Origin of the sequence: Geobacillus sp. (assembly GCF_017515625.1) — a bacterium.
In the GTDB taxonomy this organism is placed as follows: domain Bacteria; phylum Bacillota; class Bacilli; order Bacillales; family Anoxybacillaceae; genus Geobacillus; species Geobacillus stearothermophilus.
Map to the genome: position 1 here is coordinate 1 of NZ_JAFWFM010000168.1, position 21,011 is coordinate 21,011.

Consider the following 21,011-nt stretch of genomic DNA (forward strand, 5'->3'; position numbering starts at 1 on the left):
AATGGCGTTTCCTTTGGCGTTGGATCATTTGTTTTGTTCACAACACTTTGTTATTTTATGATAAGGGATGGTGGCCGGATTGACGGCGGAAAAACGACCGTTTGTGCTGTACGAATATTTGCGCTTTTTTTGGCAGCGAAAATGGTGGTTTCTTGTCGTTCCGCTTGCGACGATCGTGTTGACCGTCATCGCAGGGCGGCTTTTGCTGCAGGGGGAGAAGTATACGGGGAAAGCTGTCGTGTTTACCGGATCGATTGATGTAAAAGAGTTGACGGATCCGAAAAATATAGAAGCGAAGTTTCCAGATGTGAAAAACTTGGATGTCGTCGTTCCTGAGAAACAGTACGTGCAAATCACGGTCAAAGGCGACGATGAACAAGACGTGAGTCGAGAATTGAAGCTTGTTGTGTCGGAATACAGCCAGGAGCTCAAGCGCCATTCGCAAGAGCGGATTGATGTCACCACGAAATACTTGCATGCGCTGGAAGAACGGGAACGCGCCTTGCAACAAAAAGTCGATTATTATAGCGAACAAATACAGTCGGGCCGCTTGAATCCAGAACAGCTCTATGACATCAGCGCCTTGTTGGTCGAGTCGGAAAACAACTTGACTGAAGTGATGGAGCGTGTCAATCGCATCCGCGGCAATCTTGTCTTTTACGAAAAACCGGCCGTATTGTCGGAAACGGTGGCGAAATCGAAAACGTATACGGGGCAGCTGATGGCCGTCGGCCTTGTCCTCGGCCTGTTTTTGACGGTCGTTTGGCTCGTGCTTTGGAAGTATATATTGGACGCGAGGAGGTACTATTCTTCATGATCCGTTTTGCCATTGTCGGCATGGGGCATATCGCCAAAAAACATATCGATGCCATTGAAAAGGCGGACGGCGCCGAGCTGGCGGCCGTGTGCGACACGAATCCGGAACGTTTGCGCGACGTGTCGGACGTTCCTGTTTATACTGATATGGAGACGATGTTGAAGGAGAACGAACAGATCGATGTCGTCAACATTTGTGTTCCGTCTGGATTGCACGCGCGGCTGGCCAAGCTGGCGGCCCGCTATCGCCGTCATATCATTGTGGAAAAGCCGATGGCGCTCCGTGTGAGCGACGCTGAAGAGATGATCCGCGCGGCGAAAGAATACGACGTGAAGCTCGCGGTCGTTCATCCGAACCGCTTCCGTCCGGCTATTCGGAAGCTGAAAGAGGCGATGGAGCGTGGGATGTTCGGAAAACTGAGCCATGCGAACGCCACGGTGCGCTGGAATCGAAATCAAGCCTATTATGACCAGGCGGCGTGGCGGGGGACGAAAGAGTTTGACGGCGGCGTCTTGATGAATCAAGCCATTCACAATTTGGATTTGCTGCTTTGGCTGATGGGGCCGGTCAAGGCGGTGCAAGCGATGGCGGCGACCCGTCTGCGCAAGATTGAGACGGAAGACGTCGCGGCGGCGGTCGTCGAGTTTGAAAGCGGGGCGCTTGGCGTCATTGAGGCAGCGACGACGATTTATCCGCAAAACTTGGAGGAATCGATCGCCATTTTCGGCGAAACGGCATCAGTGAAAATCGGCGGCCGGACGGCCAACTTTATCGAAACGTGGGAAGCGGAAGGCGTCAGCGAGGAAGAACGGGCAAAGCTCATCGATGAGATCAACGCCGACCCGTTTGGCAAGCCGGGGCACCAATGGATCATTGAAGATATGGTGCAAGCGATTCGCGAAGACCGCGAGCCGATCGTCACGGGTTTGGACGGATTGGCTCCTGTTCGGCTGATCGAAGCGATTTTGCGTTCGGCGGAAACGGGGACAAGAGTGCAACTATCTGAGTAGAAAGGAATGAGAGGAATGAACTACGCGGAACGGCTGTTGCAAAAGTTTGAGAAACGCGACGCGGTCATCGGTGTGGTCGGGCTTGGCTACGTCGGGTTGCCGCTGGCAGTCGAAAAAGCAAAAGCAGGGTTTCATGTCATTGGTTTTGACATCCAACAAAGCCGCGTCGATCAAGTGAACAATGGGATCAACTACATCGGCGATGTCGTCGATGAAGATTTGCATGAGATGGTCAAACAAGGGCGGCTTGTGGCGACGACCGATTACGCCCGGATCGCGGAAGTCGATGCCGTGGCGATCGCGGTGCCGACCCCGCTCGATGGGCATCATCAGCCGGATACGTCCTACGTCGAAAACTCGGCGAAGGAAATCGCTAAATACGCCCATGAAGGGATGCTTGTCGTGTTGGAATCGACCACCTATCCAGGCACGACGGAAGAAATCGTGAAACCGGCGCTGGAGAAAAAGGGGCTCGTCGTCGGGGAAACGGTGTTCGTTGCCTATTCGCCGGAGCGGGTTGACCCGGGCAACAAGCAGTTTAAGACGAAAAATACGCCGAAAGTCGTCGGCGGCGTGACAAAGACGTGCACGAAAGTGGCAGCGGCCATGTATCGAGCTGTGCTTGAAGGCGATGTCCACGAAGTGTCGAGTCCGGCGGTGGCGGAAATGGAGAAAATTTTTGAAAATACGTTCCGCCATATCAACATTGCGTTGGCGAACGAAATGGCCATTTTGTGCGAACGGATGGGCATTGACGTTTGGGAAGTGATCGAGGCGGCGAAAACGAAGCCGTACGGATTTATGGCGTTTTATCCGGGACCGGGGCTTGGCGGCCATTGCATTCCAATCGACCCGTTTTATTTGACATGGAAGGCGCGCGAATACAACTACCATACGCGCCTGATCGAGCTGGCCGGAGAAATCAACAACGCCATGCCGGAATACGTTGTCAACCGCGCGATGCTCATTTTAAACGAAGAAGGCAAGGCGCTGTGCGGTTCGAAAGTGACGGTGCTCGGCGTCGCCTACAAAAAAGACATTGATGATGTGCGCGAATCGCCAGTGTTGAAAATCGTCGAGCTGCTCGAGCAATACGGAGCGGAATTTGCGGTCGTCGACCCGTATGTTCCGTCGTTCCGGGCGTGCAACCGGGTGATTGAGACGGTCGAGCTGACGCCGGAACTGCTTGCACAGTCAGATCTTGTCTTGATTACGACGGATCATTCCAACATCGACTATGAAATGGTCGCTCGTCACAGCCGGGTCGTGTTTGACACACGCAATGCTATGAAAGATGTGTCGAAACCGGCCAAATACGTCAAATTGTAAGCGAAGGAGACGAAACCATGAACGTTGTCGATCCCTCTGTTGTTTGCGGTGAACGTGTCGAAATCGGCCATTTCACGGTCATCGAGGCGAATGTCAAAATCGGAAACGACGTTAAAATCGGACATCGCGTCACGATTCACGAAGGAACCGTCGTCGGCGACGGCGTGACGATCGCCGACGGAGCGGTGCTCGGCAAACCGCCGAAGCCGGCGAAAACGAGCACCGTCAAGCTGTCGGGTGAGCTGCCGCCGCTTGTCATCGGCGACCATTGCACGATCGGCGCCAACGCTGTCATCTATCGAGGAGCAGTGATCGGCGCCTACACATTGATCGCTGATTTGGCGAGCGTGCGCGAAAACGTGCACATCGGCCAATATGTGATCGTCGGGCGCGGGGTGTGCGTCGAAAACCACGTCCAAATCGGCGATCGGACGAAAATCCAGTCGAACTCCTACATCACGGCCTACACGACGCTCGAAGACCATGTGTTCATCGCCCCGTGCGTCACGACGACCAATGACAACTACATGGGGCGGACGGAAGAACGGTTCGCCAAAATCAAAGGGGCGACCGTCAAGCGCGGGGCGCGCGTCGGAGGCGGAGCGATTTTGCTGCCGGGCGTGACGGTGGCGGAAGAGACGTTTGTCGCCGCTGGGGCGCTCGTCACAAAAGATACGGAACCGAGGACGGTCGTGAAAGGATTCCCGGCGCGCTTCAGCAAAATGGTCGACGAGCGGGAGTTGTTATAAATTGTTCTCGGCATTCAAGCGTTTAGGAGCGGACTCGCTCCTTTACGCGTTTATGAACGTCGGCACGAAGATGATTGCCTTTTTGATGCTGCCGATTTATACAAGCTATTTGTCCAAGGCGCAGTACGGGGCGGTCTACTTGATCGACCAATGGACGTCGATGCTGACATTTCTCGTCATTTTCGGTACGGATTCGGCGCTCTCTTTTTACTATTACGACACGGACGACAAAGAGAAGCGCCTTTTGTATGTGCGCAACGTCATGTGCTTCCGGCTGTTTGTCGTCGCCATCTTATTTTTGGCTGTCGTTTTGGCCGGTCCGTGGATCGCAGGCGCGCTGTTTCAAGAACCTCGCTATGTTGATTTGCTGTACATCAGTATCGCGACGTTGCTGCTCGATACGATTTTCGTCATGGCGACGACGGTGCTGCGGTTTGAATTTCAGACGAAAAAAGTCGTGATTTGGACGCTCGTGAAAATGCTGCTTGTCGCTGTGCTGTCGTATGCGGCGCTCCGGTGGTTCGCGGCGACGCCGGAAGGGTTGCTCATCGGCCGGCTCGTGAGCAGCGCGCTCGTGTTTTTGTTGATGCTGCATTTGACCGTAAAGTATATGGTGTGGCGCGTGCGCTTTGACGTGTTAAAGGAGCTGCTTGCCTACGCCGCCCCGCTCGTGCCGACTTCGCTCGCCTTTTGGGTGATCGCCAACGTCAGCACGTTTTTCATCCAACGGTTTGCGTCGTTGGAGGAAGTCGGGGTGTTTGGGGTTGCCTTGCGTCTCGCGACCGTGATCACGCTCATCACGAGCGGCGTGCAGATGGCGTGGCGTCCGTATTCGATGTCGATGAAAGACCGGCCGGAAAGCCGTGCGCTGTTTGCGAAAGTGTATATGGCGCTTTTGCTCATTGGAGCGTTTGGGTTGCTTTTGATCGCCACGGCGAGCCCGTGGCTTGTGGAAACCTTTTTCAAACCGGAATATCGCGATGCAGCGTCCTATATCCCGTTTTTATCGGCCGTCACGTTTTTGAACTTTTATTATCTGATTGTTTCCACCGGCTTGTTTTTGACAAAGGAAACCGGCTATATTTCACGGGTGTTCACGCTAGCGGCGCTTCTTCATCTTGCATTGAACGCCGTTTTGGTGCCGCTTTGGCTCAGCTGGGGGGCGGTCGCGGCCAGCCTCATGACGTATATGGTCGCTGTGGCTTTCATTTTTCGCAAAAGCCAGCAAGTGTATCCTGTGCCAGTGTCATGGAAAAAGATGGCTTTGGTTTTGGTCGGCACATTGCTCTCCCTCATCGTCATCGTCTACGTTCAGCAGGCGCCGATTGCTGACGGCTGGGTGCTCGCTGGTTGGGGCCTGTTTGCCGCCACACTCTTTGCCAGCCGGGTTGATCGTGATTTGCGCCGTCCGGTGCGCACGATCGAGGATGAAAATGCGCAAAATACTTGATAACCGCTCATCTGATCTAGGAGGTGCTTCGGATGAAAATCGCCACCGTGTTAGGCGCCAGACCGCAGTTTATCAAGGCTGCCCCCGTCTCGCGCGTCTTGCGAAAACAATATACCGAAGTGCTGATCCATACCGGGCAGCACTATGACCCGAATATGTCGGCCATTTTTTTTGAGGAGTTGAACATTCCGACGCCTGACTACTATCTAGGGGTGGGTTCAGGCAGCCATGGAAAGCAAACGGGCGAAATGCTGATGAAAATTGAAGAAATTGTCATGCAGGAAAAACCGGATTATGTGCTCGTCTATGGCGATACGAACTCGACGCTCGCGGGCGCTCTTGTCGCAGCGAAGCTCCATATTCCCGTCATCCACGTCGAAGCCGGACTGCGCAGCTTCAACAAGCAGATGCCGGAAGAAATCAACCGCATCATGACCGATCATGTCTCCGAGCTCTTATTTTGTCCAACGGAGACGGCCGTGGAAAATTTACGAAAAGAAAATATTACGCGAAACGTCTGGAATGTCGGCGACGTCATGTATGACGCCATTTTGTACAACAAGGAGCTCGCACAGCGCCAATCGACGATTTTGGCTGATTTGTCGCTGGCGGAACAATCCTACTACTTGATCACCATTCACCGAGCGGAAAATACCGATGACCCCGACAAATTGAAAGCCATTTTGGCTGCTTTTCGGGATATTGACGGAACGAAAGTGTGGCCGATTCATCCTCGGACGCGGCATAAGCTTGAAGAGTACGGCTTGGACGCTTCGGCGATTCCAGGGCTTCGGCTGATCGATCCGGTCGGTTATTTGGACATGCTTCGGTTAGAGAGCGGCGCGAAAAAAATCATCACCGATTCAGGAGGCGTACAAAAGGAAGCGTATTTCCTTCGTGTGCCTTGCGTGACGGTGCGCGAACAAACCGAATGGGTGGAAACGCTCGAAGGCGGGGCGAACATCTTAACCGGCACGGACCGCGAGAAGATCGTCGCGGCGGTCCACAAGGAAGTCGCCCCTGTTTATGCGGACGTCTTTGGCGATGGGCATGCGGCGGAGAAAATCGTGGCGGCGATCGGACAGCGATAAGGGTGCGTCGGCATGTTGGACGTGTTGATTGGGTTGATTGTTCTTGTCGTCTCCACCTTGATGTTTCGCTATGCAGCGGGGACGCTTTCATGGACGGCGCCGAATCTCGTGTCGATTGTGTACTATTACTCGTTCCTTCTGTCAAGCTTCATCGGCGCGCTGCTGATCGCCTTGGGGATGGACGATTACTACATGATTCGCAAGCTGTTTCGGCCCGAGGAATACCGGCAGATTGGATTTGCTGTCGTATGCTTTGTCATGATCGTGTTCCCGCTGTCGATGGTGGTCGTTTCAAGGCTGTGCGGATTTGAAGCGAGGCAGGAGTTTCGCGCCTATTTGCAAAAGCCGCTTTCTCCGTTGGCTGGAGCGACGGGCAGCCAAGTGTTTTATGCGTTTTTGGCGCTGTCGCTCCTCAGTTTTGCCGCCATTGCGTATATGATTTGGAAAACGCCGACGATTCCGGTGTTTGCGCTCTTGACAGGGACGGATGAGAGCTTGGCTGCGTTGCGCATTGAGGCGTCGCGCCATTTTGCCGGAAACGTGCTCGTTCGCAATATTTTTGCCATTACGCTCACGCCGCTTTTGTCGTTTATCGCTTATTTGTTTGCCGAGCTGACGCACGAGTGGCGGTGGAAGCTGCTGTTTATCTGTCTGTTTGTCGGAGCGGTGTTCGTCAATGTGTATGATTTGGCCAAATCGCCGATTTTCTTTTACGTGATGATGTTTTTGCTGATTCGCATCTACATTGGAAAAACAAGGCTGTCGGCGGCGAAATTGGCGTTGTATGGGGGAGTGGGGGCGGCGGTGCTCGTCGGCATGTACATCGTCATTCAAGGGGTGCAAGATGTTGCGACCTTTTTGTCTTACAACAAAGGCCCGATCGGCCGCATGATTTTGGCGCAAATCGCGCCGATGTTTCTTCATTTGAATTTGTTCGGCGAAGCGCTGCCATTTCTTTATGGAAAAAGCTTGCCCTCGATTTTAACAGGGTTGTTTGACGTCGAGAATGTCCGCTCCGCCCGCCTCGTGATGGCGCACGTGTTCCCAGAGCGGATTGAAGACGGGACAGGGGGAGTGTTGAACACCCTTTTTGTTGCTGAGGCGTATGCCAATTTCGGTTATGTGGGGATCGTCATCGGCACGCTGTATGTCGGTGTCGTGACGCAGCTGTTGTATATTGGGTTTCTACGGCTGCCAAAAAATCCTTTGTTTTTAAGTTTGTTCGTTTATTTTTCCATTAACATCCCCCGCACGCTCGTCGGTGGGTTCACCGATTTTTTGTTCAATCCGACCTGGGTGCTGCTCGTGGCATTGTTTGGCGGAATGGCGTTGTGGCTGCGGGTGCAGGGGGATTTACGGGCATGGTTTGCAGCGAAAAGGCGAATCACGGATGAGGGATGAATGATGAAAACCGTATTGATTTATTACCCGTTTTCACTCGTCGCGGAACGAAACAGCGGGTCAAAGCTGCGGCCGTATGAAATGCATCAGGCGTTTTTGCGCTGGGGAGCGAAAGAGGGAGTGGACGTTCTTCTGATCGCCGGCACGTCAGCCGAGCGGGAGAAGCAATTTCAAGAGCTCCGCAGCCAAGGCAAGCTCGATGATGTCTGGTTTTGTTATATGGAAAACCAGACGATTCCGCTTTGGCTCACGGACCCAGGACACCGGCCGCAACGTCCGTTCGTCGATCGGGATGTGCTCCGCTACCTGAAAGGCCGCAACGTTCCCATTGGCGTCTTTTACCGCGACGTCTATTGGAAGTTTCCTGATTTGTATCCGCTCCGCGGTTGGAAAAAAGCGGCCATGCAAATGATGTACCGTTGGGAAGAACGGTTTTACGAGCGGTACTGCGATGTCATCTTTTTGCCGAGTCTCGAAATGGGAACATATGTCGCGATCCGCCGCCCGATGGTCGATTTGCCGCCGGGTGGGAAGCAAAAGCCGTTTCAGCGGTTCGGGACGGCGAAACAGCCGCTGAATGCCATTTATGTTGGCGGCATCAACAATGCTGACTATGGGCTTTTGCTCCTGCTTGAGGCGATTCGCTTAGCAAACCGCCGCAAGCCGCTTGTTTCGCTCACCGTCGTCTGCCGAAAAGACGAGTACGAGCGGCAGCCGCTTGCGGTGAAAGAAGAGCTTGCCGCCTTGCAAGTGCGCGTCGAGCACGTCAGCGGCGAAGCGCTCGACCGTTTGTATGCGGAGATGGATTTCGCCTTCATCCCGCGGCGGCGGAGCGAGTATAATGATTTTTCCGTTCCCGTCAAACTGGTCGACTATCTGTCGAGCGGCCTGCCGATTGTCGCCACCGCTTGCTCGGCGCAAAAGCGATTGATTGAAGCGGATGGGTATGGCGTCATTTGCGACGACAACCCGTCGTCGATGGCAGAAGCGATCGCCAAGATGGCGGACATGCTCGAGGAGTGCCGCTTGCGCATTGCGCGGACGTTTATGGCGAAACATTCATGGGAAGCGAGAGTGGAAAAGGTGAAAGAAACGTTGGTGGGGGGCCTCCGATGAAAGTCGCCTTATTGGCTCCAAGCAAATCGATCCATACGCATAAGTGGGCCCGCTTTTACCAAACGCAAGGCATCGATGTGAAAGTCGTGACGTTTAAAGACCATTACGGGCCGGAGCAAGCGAAAGAAGTCGAGACAGTCGTGCTGCCGAAATGGCTGCCGGGGAAGTTGTCGTATTTTTCCACTGTCTTTTCATTAAAGCGGCTGCTCGCTTCGTTTCGACCAGATATTTTGCACGCCCATTATGCCTCCAGCTACGGGTTGATCGGGGCGCTTGCTTCGTATCATCCGTTTTACGTCTCCGTCTGGGGACGCGACGTGTATCAGTTTCCGAATGCCAATCGCTGGAACCGACGGATGCTTGAATATACATTGCAGCGAGCGGATGTCATTTGTTCGACAAGTCATGTGATGGCGAAAGAAACCGGAAAGTATACGGACAAACCGATCGAGGTGACGCCGTTTGGGGTGGATGTCGCCCGCTTCAAACCATTGCCGAAACAGCCGAAACGGACCGTGACGATCGGCACAGTGAAAGCTCTTTCGGACAAGTACGGGATCGCTGATTTGATTCGAGCGTTTGCCGTTGTGCACGAGCGGCATCCACAAACGGAGCTGTTGATCGTCGGCGATGGGCCGCAGCGAAGTGAATACGAGGAGCTGTGCGCCCGCCTCGGCATCCAATCCGTGACGACGTTTGTCGGCAAAGTTCCGAACGAACAAGTGCCACTGTACATCAATCAAATGGATATTTTCGCCGTGCCTTCGACTGAAGACAGCGAAAGTTTTGGCGTTGCCGCCGTCGAGGCGATGGCGTGCGGCGTTCCCGTTGTCGTCTCCAACGTCGGTGGATTGCCGGAAGTCGTCCGTGAGGGAACAACGGGGTTGATTGTGCCGAAAAACAGTCCGGAAAAGCTAGCGGAGGCGTTCGAACGGCTGTTGCTTGATGAGAGGCTGCGGCAACGAATGGGGGAAAACGGCGTCAACCATGTTCATGAACATTACGATTGGACGGAAAATGCGATGCGCATGATCCGATTGTATGAACAAACGTTGAAAGGCGGTGGAGGGAGTCGATGAGGAACAAAGCCGTCATATCAGCCGCCGCGGTTGGTGCTCGTTTGTTGCCGAAAGCGGCGGCTAGGACGCGAAGCCGGCGGCTTTCCGTTGGCAAGCTCGTGATGGCCGTTGGCTTACGGCAACGACTATACATCCAAGGACAGCGGAACGATGCCAGGGGGGCGTTGCCCTTTTTCCACGCCTCGTTTGCGCTCGCCTCTTGGCGCTCGAAATGGAACGTTCGTTTGCGATTTTGGGGGAAAGTGGTGTGGAGCGGACGATGAGGATCATTTACCTATGCCAACACTTCCCGCCGGAAACGGGCGCACCGCAAATTCGTGTGTATGAGGTGAGCAAAGAGCTGATCAAACGGGGGCATCAAGTGGAAGTGCTTACGGCATTCCCGCATCATCCGCACGGCGTCATCCCCAAGCCATACCGCGGCCTGTTTTATTTGTTCGAACAATGGGAGGGCATTCCCGTTCATCGGACATGGATTTATCCGTCGCCAAAGGGGAGCTTTTGGAAGCGACTCGCTTCGTATTTTTCGTTTACGTTCAGCTCGTTTTATTCGCTGCTTGTGAAAGCGAAGCCGACGGATGTGATCATTTGCAATTCCCCGCCGTTGTTTTTAGGGATCACCGGGTACGTGGGCGCGAAGTTGAAACGGGCGAAGTTTGTCTTCAACGTCGCTGACATTTGGCCGGAATCGGCCGTTGAGCTCGGCATTTTGAAAAATCGGCTGTTCATCCGAATGGCGAGGTGGCTCGAGCTGTTTTTATACCGGAAGGCTTGGAAAATCGCTGCCGCGACAGAAGGCATTCGCGATTATATGATTGAACAAGGAAAGGCGCCCGAGGATGTCTTTTTATTGCCGAACGGCGTCAACACGGATGTGTTTCGCCCGCTGCCGAAAAACAAAGAGTTGCTTGCGGAATTAGGGCTCGAAGGAAAAGTGGTGTTTACGTACGCCGGAACGATGGGATACGCCCAAGGGCTCGATTCGGTGCTGCGGGCGGCGGCCATCGTCAAAGCAAAAGATGAACGGGCGCATTTCCTGTTTGTCGGCGATGGCCAAGAGCGAGAAAAGCTGATGGCGTTAAAAGAAGAGCTCGGCCTTGACAATGTGACGTTTTACGGATCCGTTCCGGTTGAGAAGATGCCGGAGATTTTCTCCATCACCGATTACAGCATCGTTTCGCTGCGCAACATCGATTTGTTTAAAGGGGCAAGGCCGTCGAAAATTTTCCCGGCGATCGCCACCGGAACCCCGGTGCTGTATTGCGGCGAAGGGGAGAGCGCCGAGATTTTAGAAACATACCATTGCGGAAAAATCGCTCCTCCAGAAAATCCTGAACAGATCGCTGCCGCGGTTCTCGAGTTGCTTTGCCTTCCGAGCGAGGAATACGAAAAGATGGCGGAAAATGGGCGCAAGTTGGCGGTGGAGCAATACTCATGGATTCGCATTGTCGACGATTTGCTTCACGCCCTTGGCGATGAAACAAAACGCGAATCCGTCAGATGGACAGAAAAATAGAAAAAGAAGAAAGGGCGTTCCGCTCACAAAGAAGGACGCCCTTTTTTGTTCCCGTGTGATGCCGAGGTGGAGAGCAAAATCCCGTATGACATCATGGACTCTGTCGCTAGAACGAGACTTCAGCACCGGGGAAGTAGTGTTCTAAAATTTGCTCTGCCGTCCATCCGCGCTCGGCAAATGCTTTTGCTCCGTATTGGCTCATGCCGATCCGGTGCCCCCATCCTTTTCCCGTGACAGTGATCGAGCTAACCCCTGACGGCGAGGCGGAAAGCGGCACGATGCCATCCGTTGTTTGCACCTTGATTCCTTCGACGCCGGCGAGCGAAACGGTTCCGCTCCCTGTTTGGACGGAGTAAGATGACAAGGAAGAGGCGGCGATGTTGCCGCTGGCCGTTTGAATCGACACGGATGGGCCGCTTTTTTGCACTTGAATGTCAAACCAGTTGGACGGCAAGATGCCGTAAAATTGATTGCCGTCTAGCGGGAACAGTTTGCGGATGATCGCTTCATTGCCTTTCACCGTTTTTTCGCCTGCCGAGGTTTCAATCGTGACGGCCCCCACTTCTCCGTTCGCGCCGGTTTTGGCGATCGAGACGTCGTATAAAACAACCGATGGATCGTTGAACCCGAACGAACGCAACAGCACAGCTGGGGAGAAGGTGAATGACCATCGGCTGTACGGCGATGATTCATACGGGTCATCGACGCTCGCCAAATATGGGTAGGCGGTTTGCGACGAGTTCCAGACGTCGCTTACATTGGCGGTTCTGCCGCCGCTTGTCGAGTGGTAATACGTTTCAATGATACTGCCATTATATTTCAGATACCATCCTCTTGTTGCATCCACTGCCGCGTTCGATCGTGGAGATTCTCCATCATATCCTTTATACGTCTGTGTGTTTGGATTGGTCGTCAAACTTGTTTTATGTTTATAGGCATAGTTTCGGGCCGCAATGGCTTGCGCCTTCAGCGCCTCAAGCGGCCAAGAGGCAGGCATCTCGCTCGGCACGACTCCTTTTAAATAATCTTCCATATCTAAAATATTGACAGCATACAAGGCGCTGTTTTGCAGGCGAATGTCGACGCTTCCCCGATACCGCGTTTGGTTCACCTTGACAAGCGACAACGGCGCCGCGCCGATCGTTTCTTGAATGGTAAATCCGGTGCTTGAAAAATCCGTCTTTCCATTGTACGTGACAAACACGGTCGAAGAGGAAGACTGAAATGTCAGATTTGTCCCGCTTGGCAGCGGGGTGATCGTCAACGTCTCTTTATTGACGATTTGATAGTTTCCTTCGACGGCGACTGTCACCGATGTCCCTTTATATAAAAGGACTTGCACGGTATTGTTGTACGTTTTCACCCCAGCGGCGTTCGACGCGGAAGGAGAGACGATGAGCAAAAACAGGCCGACGGCCAACCACGCCAATTTTTTCACCGTCTACTTCACCTCACCAAATTCAGCGGCCATCCAACCCTGACGCCCATCAGACAGTTGCACGTTGTACCATTTCTCCCCTTTGCTGTTGGTAAACGGCTGAATATAGACCATCTCTGTCCCTTTTGGAACGGTCGCAATAATCGGATAAGAAGTCGTCGCTCCTTTTCGAATATTGACCGCGGCCGTGGCGATGACGTGCTTGGTGCTGATGCTGCTGACGGCGGATGTCGAGACATCGCCGGAATAAATCCAACCTTTCAACGATGAGGAGAGGATGATGTTGTACCACAATCCTTGGGAAGTAAGGTGCGCCCCGACCACTTGCAGTGAAGCCCCTGCCTGTTTATAAGTGATGACGCGGTAGCTCGTTGACGCTCCGCTGCGGACGGCCGCATTGTTTTTCACTACATAGACGACAGAAGGCAAAGAAGGCGAAGCGGGTTTGCTAGCAAGTTGTTGTTGAAGTTGTTGAATTTGTTGTTGCTGGGCGGCCAGTTGTGCTTTCAGGTTGGCAATGTCGTTTTTCATCGGGTTGAGCTGGGAAGTCACCCAGTCGACGCTCGCTAACACGACTTCTTCTGATGCTTTCATCGCCGATGGCGTAAACAAGAGGGCGCCTGCCGTCATTCCGACCGCCAGGCTGGCAGCAACGGCCCATTTGGCTTTTCGTTTCATCATGTTCATCTCCCCCGTTTTTGGATATGGAAAGAAAGGAGAATAATAGCTTTCCTAAAAGGCCGGTGAAAAACAACGGATTCGCTCGGTTCATGAGGAATCGCAAGGAATGAAAACGCGATGCTGCCATGTTTCTCAGTTTGACGAACTCCGTCGTAAAGCTTTGCAATCCGTTGCATTACCGGCCTTCTCATGCTATTATTCTCCGAACGCGAACAAACTAGAATTGGCTGAAATACTCTTCCAGTCCTTCGCGAATGCCGACGGCCGCTTTTTGGCGGAACGCTTTCGTTTTGAGCTGCGCCTCTTCATTTGGATTGGAGATGAAGGCGAGCTCAACGAGAATGCTCGGCAGCTCGTTTTTCCGGTTGACGTAAAAGTTTTGCGTTTTATGGCCGCGGTCATATGTTCCGAGCTGTTGGACAAGATGTTTTTGCACGATGGCGGCCAACTGCTCGCTTTTTGGCCCATTGAAGTTGCTCGATACGTTGTAGTACGTTGTCGTTCCGCGAGATGTCCGCGAGTATGAGTCGGCGTGAATGCTGATAAAGGCGTCGTAGTCGGAACTGTTGGCGATCCATGTCCGTTCAGACAGCTCCAAAAAGATGTCGGTGCTTCGCGTCAATTTCACGATCGCTCCGGCCCGCTCCAATTCTTCTTTTAGCAATAAGGCGGTGTCGAGAGTAATATCTTTTTCCCGCGTGCCGCCAGGGCCGATCGCCCCGGTGTCGTGCGCCCCATGCCCTGCGTCAATGATGATTTTTTTGCCCTTGAGTCCGGTCTCGAGAATTTTCAGCGCCAATCGGTCGCTGTAATGGCGAAGGGTGAACGTGTACCCCGGTTCAAAGGTGATGAGCAGGCTGCTGCCGGTCCATTCCACGGTTTGTATGCCTGGAATATCGGTCGACGGGACTTCAGCGTAGGAAAACGAGCCGGTGATTTTCAGACGATTGCCCGGCAACAACGAATAGGAGACGCGGAAATTAGACGTTTTTTTCCACATCAAATAGGCATTGTCGTTGATGGTCGAAAAAGTCGGTTCAACGAGACTATTTAAGGCGACGGTAGAGGTGCTTGATTCCTCCACCCATCCGCGGACGCCATTGGATGTTTCGACATTCAGCCATCCATGATATTCGTAAAGGACAGCAAGCCGCTCATTCGCTGCCAACGCCTTCAACGATTGATAGTTCGAAGATGTACCTCGGCGCAGCGGAGTGCCCGCCTGTTTGACGTATACGTAGGATGGGGCTTTTACTTCAAACACCGGCATCCATCCCGTTTTCCCCGATGCAGAGGTGACTTGCACCCAGTCGAACGGAGATGCTTCTGTCGTCTTCAAAACCGTGACCGTTCGGTTTTTCGCAATCCGCTCGATGACGGCGGCGCTCAACGAAGGTTCGGCAAACAGCGCCGCATTAGCGGTTGTCACCTGCTTTTGCATCCCCTGGCTGGCTGGTGGGGAAAGGTAGGATTTGGTTACGACCGTCTCGTGCACCCAGCCGAGCGTTTTTCCATTGAGGAGCACTTTGTACCAAAGCGCTCCCGACGCATCTTTGGCGCTTGACAGGCTGTTCAGTTTGGTTCCTTTTTTCAGTTGGGTGACGACTTTTGCTTTTAAAGATGGAGCTTGCCGCACATTGGCGACCGAAACGCTGACCGTCAGCGGCTGGCCTGAGACGCTGGACGTATCCGAGACACCGCTTGGAACCGACATGGTTGATGACATCGTCAACACTTTTTCCGACACCCATCCCCGGACATGTCCGAGATCAACGCGGCACCAAAGTTCCTGACCATTTGTGACGAACAAATCGATCACTTTGACAGATTGACCGCGTGACACTGTGGCGACGGCGCGGTAATGGACGCTCGCCCCGCGGCGAACCGGGGAGGACTGCACAACGTTCATGAATGTCGGCAAAAGTGTCGGAAGCTGTTTGGGTATGTAGATCTGTTCCGTTTTCACCCATCCTTTGACTCCCGCCCACTCCACACACACATACTGTTCCCCGAGCGAATTGGTGAACTCGGCAATGATGGAGACGACATCGCCGTTAGACAGTGTTTTGACGACCGGATAGTAAGGGGATGCCCCCTTGCGCATCGCGATGTCGTTGGCGGCGATCACCGCACGCTTTCCGACGAGCATGGAAGGCGGTTGGTTAGAAAAGCTGTCCGCGCGCGTCCAGCCGGTGACGCCTCCGTACTCGATGCGGTACCACGTTTCACCATAGGCATTTTGAAACTCGTCTATGACTTTCACTTGTTGGCCAGCGGAAATGGATTCGACGATTTGATAGGAATCCGTCGCTCCTCTCCTCAGCAAAGCGTTATGCTCCGCGACCATGAGTGTCGGTGAGGATGAGGACGGACTTCCATCGGCGGCCAAGGCGGCCGACGGCCACAGCGGGCAAGTCGCCAACAAGACGGAAAGAAGTGTTTTTTTCAAGGATTCGATCCCCCCCTTTTTTCTCAAGTTTGCGTTTTCTATACTATCATAGCGAATTTTGCCGTTTTATCCAACCCGAATTCAGTCCTATTATGAGAAAAAATGAAAAGTTTTGTTGAAAAAGAGAAAAAAACAGAGGACATGAAAAGTTGTGTTCTTTCATCATCATTGCGGCATGATATACGCTGTAAATGGAAAAAGGCGCCCCATTGCTTTTGGGAGCACCTTCTTTGTGATCGTTAATTTTGGTTTTGTGTGGATGGTGAATTGCTGCGCGTGAGGGAGGCGTTGGACGTCTCGAGCGCTTGCCGCAGCGTTTTATTGATTGAGCTGACCGATTGCTCGTCGGGGATGTAGTAGTACACGCCGTTGATTGTTTCGTCGTATCCTTTCAAATGCAAATTTTCTACATCCGCGTTTTTCATTTTTTGATAGACATAGATGAACGATAACAAATCGGCCGGAGGGATGTTCGTCCGCACGTGATCCCCTAAATCGGCGATGATGTCATCCAGCTTCGGCAGCGAGGTGATGGATGTGCTTTTGTCAATAATGGCACGAATGACTTGTTTCTGCCGTTCATTCCGCCCAAGATCGCCGCGGGGGTCCGATTTTCTCATGCGCACATAGGCGAGCGCTTCATTGCCATTCAACTCTTGTTTGCCTTTATGGAACGTATGCCATTTGAGGGAGCCGGTCAGTTGGGCTTTGAATGTGAACGGAACATCCACCGTGACGCCGCCTAAGGAATCGACAATTTTCTGGAACCCGTCAAAATCGGTTGTCACGTAATAGTCAATCGGTACATCGATCAGCTCATTGACGGCTGCAATGGTCGATTGAATGCCGCCTTGACTGTAAGAATGGGTGATTTTGTCTTTCCGCCCTTCGCTCGGGATGTAAACGCGCGTGTCGCGGGGAATGCTCAACAAATACACTTTGTTCGTCTTCGGATTGACGGTCAAAAGCATGACGACATCAGACCGCCCCTCCTCGTCGTGGTACTGGTTTTCCACTCCGACTAACAGAACGGTAAATGGGTCTTTGCGCATCTCAATGTTTCTTGCCGGCTGATCAAGCGCTTGATACATTTTGCTTGACGCCTGTTTCGTCTCGGAGTAAATATTGTAGCCAAAGGCGCCGACACCCCCGAGCAAAAGAAGAAACACGAGCAAAAATAATCGGCGGAGCCGCTTTTTTTTCTTTCGCTTTTTCACCGTTTTTCTTGTATGATTCATCGTTTAACCCTTCTTTCCTTTCCAGTTTCGTTTTAGGAAGACGGAAGCAACCGTTCGGCATACTCCATCGCTCCCGCCTGAATGTCCGCCCTTCCGTTTGTCAGTTCGGTCATCCACTCGCCGAACGAAGACTGGCTGTCCTCGGGAACGAGAACATCAAACGTGACGCGGTCGGCATATTGGATATTTTTAATAGTATATACGGGAGAGCGCAGCTCATTTTCCACCTTCCCAAGCCACGAATAGTCAATCGTCACCTGCATGACGCGCATGAGCCGGCGTTCGACGATGCCTGCGGCGTTCAGGCCTTCTGAGACGGCGCGGCTGTATGCACGCACCAAGCCGCCCGCACCGAGCTTGATGCCGCCGAAGTAGCGGGTGACGACGGCGACGGTGTCTTTCAATCCTTTTTTCTTCAGCACTTCAAGCATCGGCACCCCTGCGGTGCCGCTCGGCTCACCGTCATCGTTCGCTATTTGGATTTGGTCATGCTCCCCAATCAAATAGGCGGAGCAGTTGTGGGTGGCATCCCAATGCTTCTTCTTGATCTGTTGAATAAAGGCGATAGCCTCTTCTTCCGTTTCCGCGCGGTTGACATAGCAGATAAACCGTGATTTTTCAATTACGATTTCGTGTTCACCGTATCCTTTAACCGTGTAATATTTTTGTAACAAAACGAAACACCTCAACGATCAACATCGTGCAAACGGTTTATTTGTTTATTTTTGCAAGAACGGCTAGCGCTCTACTCTCATTATGGTAAACTAAAAATAGAGCATGCTTTTATTATTATAAATCGACAACTTTTTTCCTTCAAACAAATTTTGCTGGCGCCCATGCGCACCGCTTGGCAGCGCTGTTGGAGGTTGGCAAATGGCTAAGGCAAAACAGTGGGACGTAAAGCAGTTAGATCGGATTGTCAAAAAAATGATTGACACCGTTCAACATAGCAAAGACGAAATTTTCCGCATCGGGGAGCAGTCGCGTCAAGAGCACGACCATTTGCTTCGTGAACTCGAGGAGGTGAAGCGGCTGACCGTGCAGGCGATCGAAGAAGCGGACCGGCTCGAAATGGAGGCGCGCCGGGCGCGCCGCCGCCTGTCGGAAGTGAGCCAAAACTTTTCGACCTACTCGGAGCAAGATATTCGCGAGGCGTATGAAGCGGCGCACGAGCTGCATATAAAGCTGACGATGGTGCGCGAGCGGGAGAAACAGCTGCGGCTGCGCCGCGACGAGCTCGAGCGGAGATTGGCGAGCCTTGCGCAAATTACAGAACGCGCCGATTATTTAGTTGGACAAATTACGGTCGTGCTCCACTACTTAAACAGCGATTTCCGCCAGGTCGGCGAGCTTATTGAAGGAGCGAAGCAAAAGCAGGAATTTGGGCTGAAAATCACCGAAGCCCAGGAAGAAGAGCGGCGGCGGCTGTCGCGGGAAATCCATGACGGCCCGGCGCAGCTGCTTGCGCATGTCCTGCTTCGATCGGATCTCGTCGAAAAGGTGATCAAAGAGCGAGGGACAGAGGCGGCGATCGCCGAGATTCGTGATTTTCGCAAAATGGTGCATTCGGCTTTGTCCGAAGTGCGCCGCATCATTTACGATTTGCGGCCGATGGCGCTTGATGATTTAGGATTGGTTCCGACGCTAAAAAAATACTTGCAAACGACCGAAGAATATAATAACGGAGTCCATATTTCCTTTGTACATATCGGCGAAGAAATTCGGCTGCCGTCGCGGATGGAGGCGGCCGTGTTTCGCCTTGTCCAAGAATCGGTGCAAAATGCCTTAAAGCATGCCGAAGCGCGCCACATCGACGTCAAAATGGAAGTGACGTGCCACCATCTGCTTGTCAGTGTCAAAGACGATGGCAAAGGATTTGATCCATTGGTCAAAAAAGAAAATGCGTTCGGCTTGATTGGCATGCGGGAGCGGGTGGAGCTGCTCGGCGGCACGCTCGACATCCGCTCAAAGATTGGCAGCGGAACGACCGTGTTCATTCGCGTTCCGCTCGACCGTTCGACTGACGAAACGAACAAGGAGGAGAGGAAACGATGAAAACACGCATCGCGATTATCGACGATCACCAGCTGTTTCGCGAGGGCATCAAGCGCATTTTGGAATTTGAGGGCGATTTTGAAGTCGTGGCGGAAGGAAGCGACGGAAGCGAAGTGCTTTCGATCGTCGAAACATACCGCCCCGATTTGGTGCTGATGGACATCAATATGCCGGACATCAACGGCGTGGAGGCGACGAAACAGCTGATCGAAGCTTACCCTGATACGAAAGTCGTCGTGTTGTCGATCCATGACGATGAACACTATGTGATGCGCGCTTTGCAGATGGGGGCGACGGGGTATTTGCTGAAGGAGATGGATGCCGATACGCTCATTGAGGCGGTGAGAATCGTCGCGGAAGGCGGATCGTATTTGCATCCGAAAGTGACGCACAACTTGATTCGCGAATACCGCCGCTTGACGTCGGAAAAAGGCGGCGTGGTGGTCAAACAAGAAGTGCGTCGTCCGCTGCATTTATTGACGCGGCGCGAGTGCGAAGTGCTGCAGCTGTTGGCCGACGGCAAAAGCAACCGCGCCATCGGCGAAGCGCTGTACATTAGCGAAAAAACAGTGAAAAACCACGTCAGCAGCATCTTGCAAAAGTTAAACGTCAATGATCGGACGCAAGCCGTTGTGGTCGCGATCAAAAACGGCTGGGTGGAGGTGCGCTGAACGGAACGGGGGCTCTCGCCAGTCTTTGCAGCGGTGCGTTGACGATCGAAGCGGCTTCCTGTGGCATCGATGCGCCGTTTGGCGGCGAAGGAGCGGCTTGGGCAAAGCGTTGCATGAGGATCAACGATGTTCCGCTTCACGGTCTGCCCGCGTTCTTTGCCTCCTCATGCATCGAGCGGTGGTGGACAACGAGTCTTTTTGGTATAATGGCAGAAAATGCTGAATCAGGAAGGAATGGCATCTGTGAAAATTGCGATTGTCACCGATAGCACGGCTTATTTGCCGAAAGACGTGCGCGAGCGGCTCGGCATCCGGATGATTCCGCTCAGCGTCATTTTTGGGGACGAAACATATCGCGAAGAGATCGATATGACGGCGGATGAATTTTTTGTCAAAATCAAGCAGAGTCCTAAGCTGCCGACGACATCGCAGCCCTCAGTCGGCGAATTTGTCAACTTGTTCACTGCCATTCGTGAGGAAGGGTACGACGCTGTCATCAGCATCCACCTTTCAAGCGGCATCAGCGGCACCTACCAAGGAGCGGTGACGGCGGGGACGATGGTCGAAGGGTTGCGCGTTTACGCTTACGATTCCGAGATCAGCTGCATGGCGCAAGGGTTTTACGCCATCGAAGCTGCTGAGATGGCGAAGGCGGGGAAAATGCCGGAGGAGATTCTCGCCCGTCTTGATGAGATGAAGCGGACGTTGCGCGCCTATTTTATGGTCGACGACTTGTCCCACCTGCAGCGCGGCGGACGGCTCACTGGCGCGCAGGCGTTCATCGGCGGCCTCTTGCAAATCAAGCCGCTTCTTCGCTTTGAAAACAAAGTGATCGTGCCGTTTGAAAAAATCCGCACGCGCAAAAAAGCGATCCACCGCATCGAAGAGCTGTTCGCCGAAGATGCGGACAAAGGCGTTCCG

At 53.1% G+C, this 21,011-nt stretch carries 18 protein-coding genes; 13 read left to right on the forward strand and 5 right to left on the reverse strand.

Annotation, left to right across the window (positions count from 1 at the left end; translation table 11 throughout):
• Window positions 1-79 precede the first annotated feature (79 nt).
• From IKE44_RS09860 to IKE44_RS09905, 10 genes are all read left to right on the forward strand, one after another.
• On the forward strand, window positions 80-817 hold the full coding sequence (locus tag IKE44_RS09860; RefSeq protein ID WP_049624588.1) for a GumC domain-containing protein: 738 nt from the start codon (window positions 80-82) through the stop codon (window positions 815-817).
• Window positions 814-1,827 (forward strand): Gfo/Idh/MocA family protein, encoded by a 1,014-nt coding sequence (locus tag IKE44_RS09865; protein ID WP_013524681.1) that lies wholly within the window; start codon window positions 814-816, stop codon window positions 1,825-1,827. Before IKE44_RS09860 ends, IKE44_RS09865 begins: the two co-directional genes overlap by 4 nt.
• A 15-nt stretch (window positions 1,828-1,842) precedes the next feature.
• Window positions 1,843-3,156 (forward strand): nucleotide sugar dehydrogenase, encoded by a 1,314-nt coding sequence (locus tag IKE44_RS09870; protein WP_287465771.1) that lies wholly within the window; start codon window positions 1,843-1,845, stop codon window positions 3,154-3,156.
• A 17-nt stretch (window positions 3,157-3,173) separates the two neighbouring features.
• On the forward strand, window positions 3,174-3,905 hold the full coding sequence (locus tag IKE44_RS09875) for an N-acetyltransferase (RefSeq protein ID WP_033014903.1): 732 nt from the start codon (window positions 3,174-3,176) through the stop codon (window positions 3,903-3,905).
• Window position 3,906: 1 nt separating this feature from the next.
• Window positions 3,907-5,355 carry a lipopolysaccharide biosynthesis protein gene (locus tag IKE44_RS09880; RefSeq protein ID WP_049624565.1) on the forward strand — a complete coding sequence of 483 codons (1,449 nt, stop codon included), beginning with the start codon at window positions 3,907-3,909 and terminating at the stop codon, window positions 5,353-5,355.
• A gap of 32 nt (window positions 5,356-5,387) precedes the next feature.
• Window positions 5,388-6,446, forward strand: coding sequence for a non-hydrolyzing UDP-N-acetylglucosamine 2-epimerase (wecB, locus tag IKE44_RS09885; RefSeq protein WP_025950142.1), 1,059 nt, complete (start codon window positions 5,388-5,390; stop codon window positions 6,444-6,446).
• A 12-nt stretch (window positions 6,447-6,458) separates the two neighbouring features.
• Window positions 6,459-7,847, forward strand: coding sequence for an O-antigen polymerase (locus IKE44_RS09890; protein ID WP_033014909.1), 1,389 nt, complete (start codon window positions 6,459-6,461; stop codon window positions 7,845-7,847).
• Complete coding sequence (locus IKE44_RS09895) at window positions 7,848-8,963, forward strand: glycosyltransferase (protein ID WP_049624566.1); 1,116 nt, start codon at window positions 7,848-7,850, stop codon at window positions 8,961-8,963.
• The gene (locus IKE44_RS09900; RefSeq protein ID WP_033014914.1) at window positions 8,960-10,042 is read left to right on the forward strand and encodes a glycosyltransferase; all 1,083 of its coding nucleotides are present in this window, start codon (window positions 8,960-8,962) and stop codon (window positions 10,040-10,042) included. Before IKE44_RS09895 ends, IKE44_RS09900 begins: the two co-directional genes overlap by 4 nt.
• Before the next feature lie 259 nt (window positions 10,043-10,301).
• A complete protein-coding gene (locus IKE44_RS09905) occupies window positions 10,302-11,558 on the forward strand; it encodes a glycosyltransferase family 4 protein (protein WP_033014918.1) in 1,257 nt (418 codons plus the stop codon).
• A gap of 106 nt (window positions 11,559-11,664) precedes the next feature.
• Here the strand turns inward: IKE44_RS09905 and IKE44_RS09910 are convergent, their stop codons facing one another.
• From IKE44_RS09910 to IKE44_RS09930, 5 genes are all read right to left on the reverse strand, one after another.
• A complete protein-coding gene (locus IKE44_RS09910) occupies window positions 11,665-12,996 on the reverse strand; it encodes a SpoIID/LytB domain-containing protein (protein WP_033014920.1) in 1,332 nt (443 codons plus the stop codon).
• Window positions 12,997-12,999: 3 nt separating this feature from the next.
• Window positions 13,000-13,677, reverse strand: coding sequence for an SH3 domain-containing protein (locus tag IKE44_RS09915; protein WP_287465776.1), 678 nt, complete (start codon window positions 13,675-13,677; stop codon window positions 13,000-13,002).
• Between the two features lie 217 nt (window positions 13,678-13,894).
• Window positions 13,895-16,126: an SH3 domain-containing protein gene (locus tag IKE44_RS09920; RefSeq protein ID WP_287465777.1), complete on the reverse strand. Its 2,232-nt coding sequence runs from the start codon at window positions 16,124-16,126 to the stop codon at window positions 13,895-13,897.
• A gap of 239 nt (window positions 16,127-16,365) precedes the next feature.
• On the reverse strand, window positions 16,366-17,364 hold the full coding sequence (locus tag IKE44_RS09925; protein WP_287465779.1) for an LCP family protein: 999 nt from the start codon (window positions 17,362-17,364) through the stop codon (window positions 16,366-16,368).
• A 32-nt stretch (window positions 17,365-17,396) separates the two neighbouring features.
• A complete protein-coding gene (locus IKE44_RS09930; RefSeq protein ID WP_287465780.1) occupies window positions 17,397-18,038 on the reverse strand; it encodes a YigZ family protein in 642 nt (213 codons plus the stop codon).
• 199 nt (window positions 18,039-18,237) lie between these two features.
• Between IKE44_RS09930 and IKE44_RS09935 the strand changes: the two genes are divergently transcribed.
• The 3 genes from IKE44_RS09935 to IKE44_RS09945 all read left to right on the forward strand — a co-directional run.
• A complete protein-coding gene (locus IKE44_RS09935) occupies window positions 18,238-19,419 on the forward strand; it encodes a sensor histidine kinase (protein WP_287465782.1) in 1,182 nt (393 codons plus the stop codon).
• Window positions 19,416-20,090, forward strand: coding sequence for a response regulator (locus IKE44_RS09940; protein WP_049624573.1), 675 nt, complete (start codon window positions 19,416-19,418; stop codon window positions 20,088-20,090). The genes IKE44_RS09935 and IKE44_RS09940 overlap by 4 nt, the downstream gene beginning before the upstream one ends.
• A 243-nt stretch (window positions 20,091-20,333) precedes the next feature.
• The coding region (locus tag IKE44_RS09945; RefSeq protein ID WP_287465784.1) for a DegV family protein at window positions 20,334-21,011 on the forward strand (678 nt) is incomplete at its 3' end.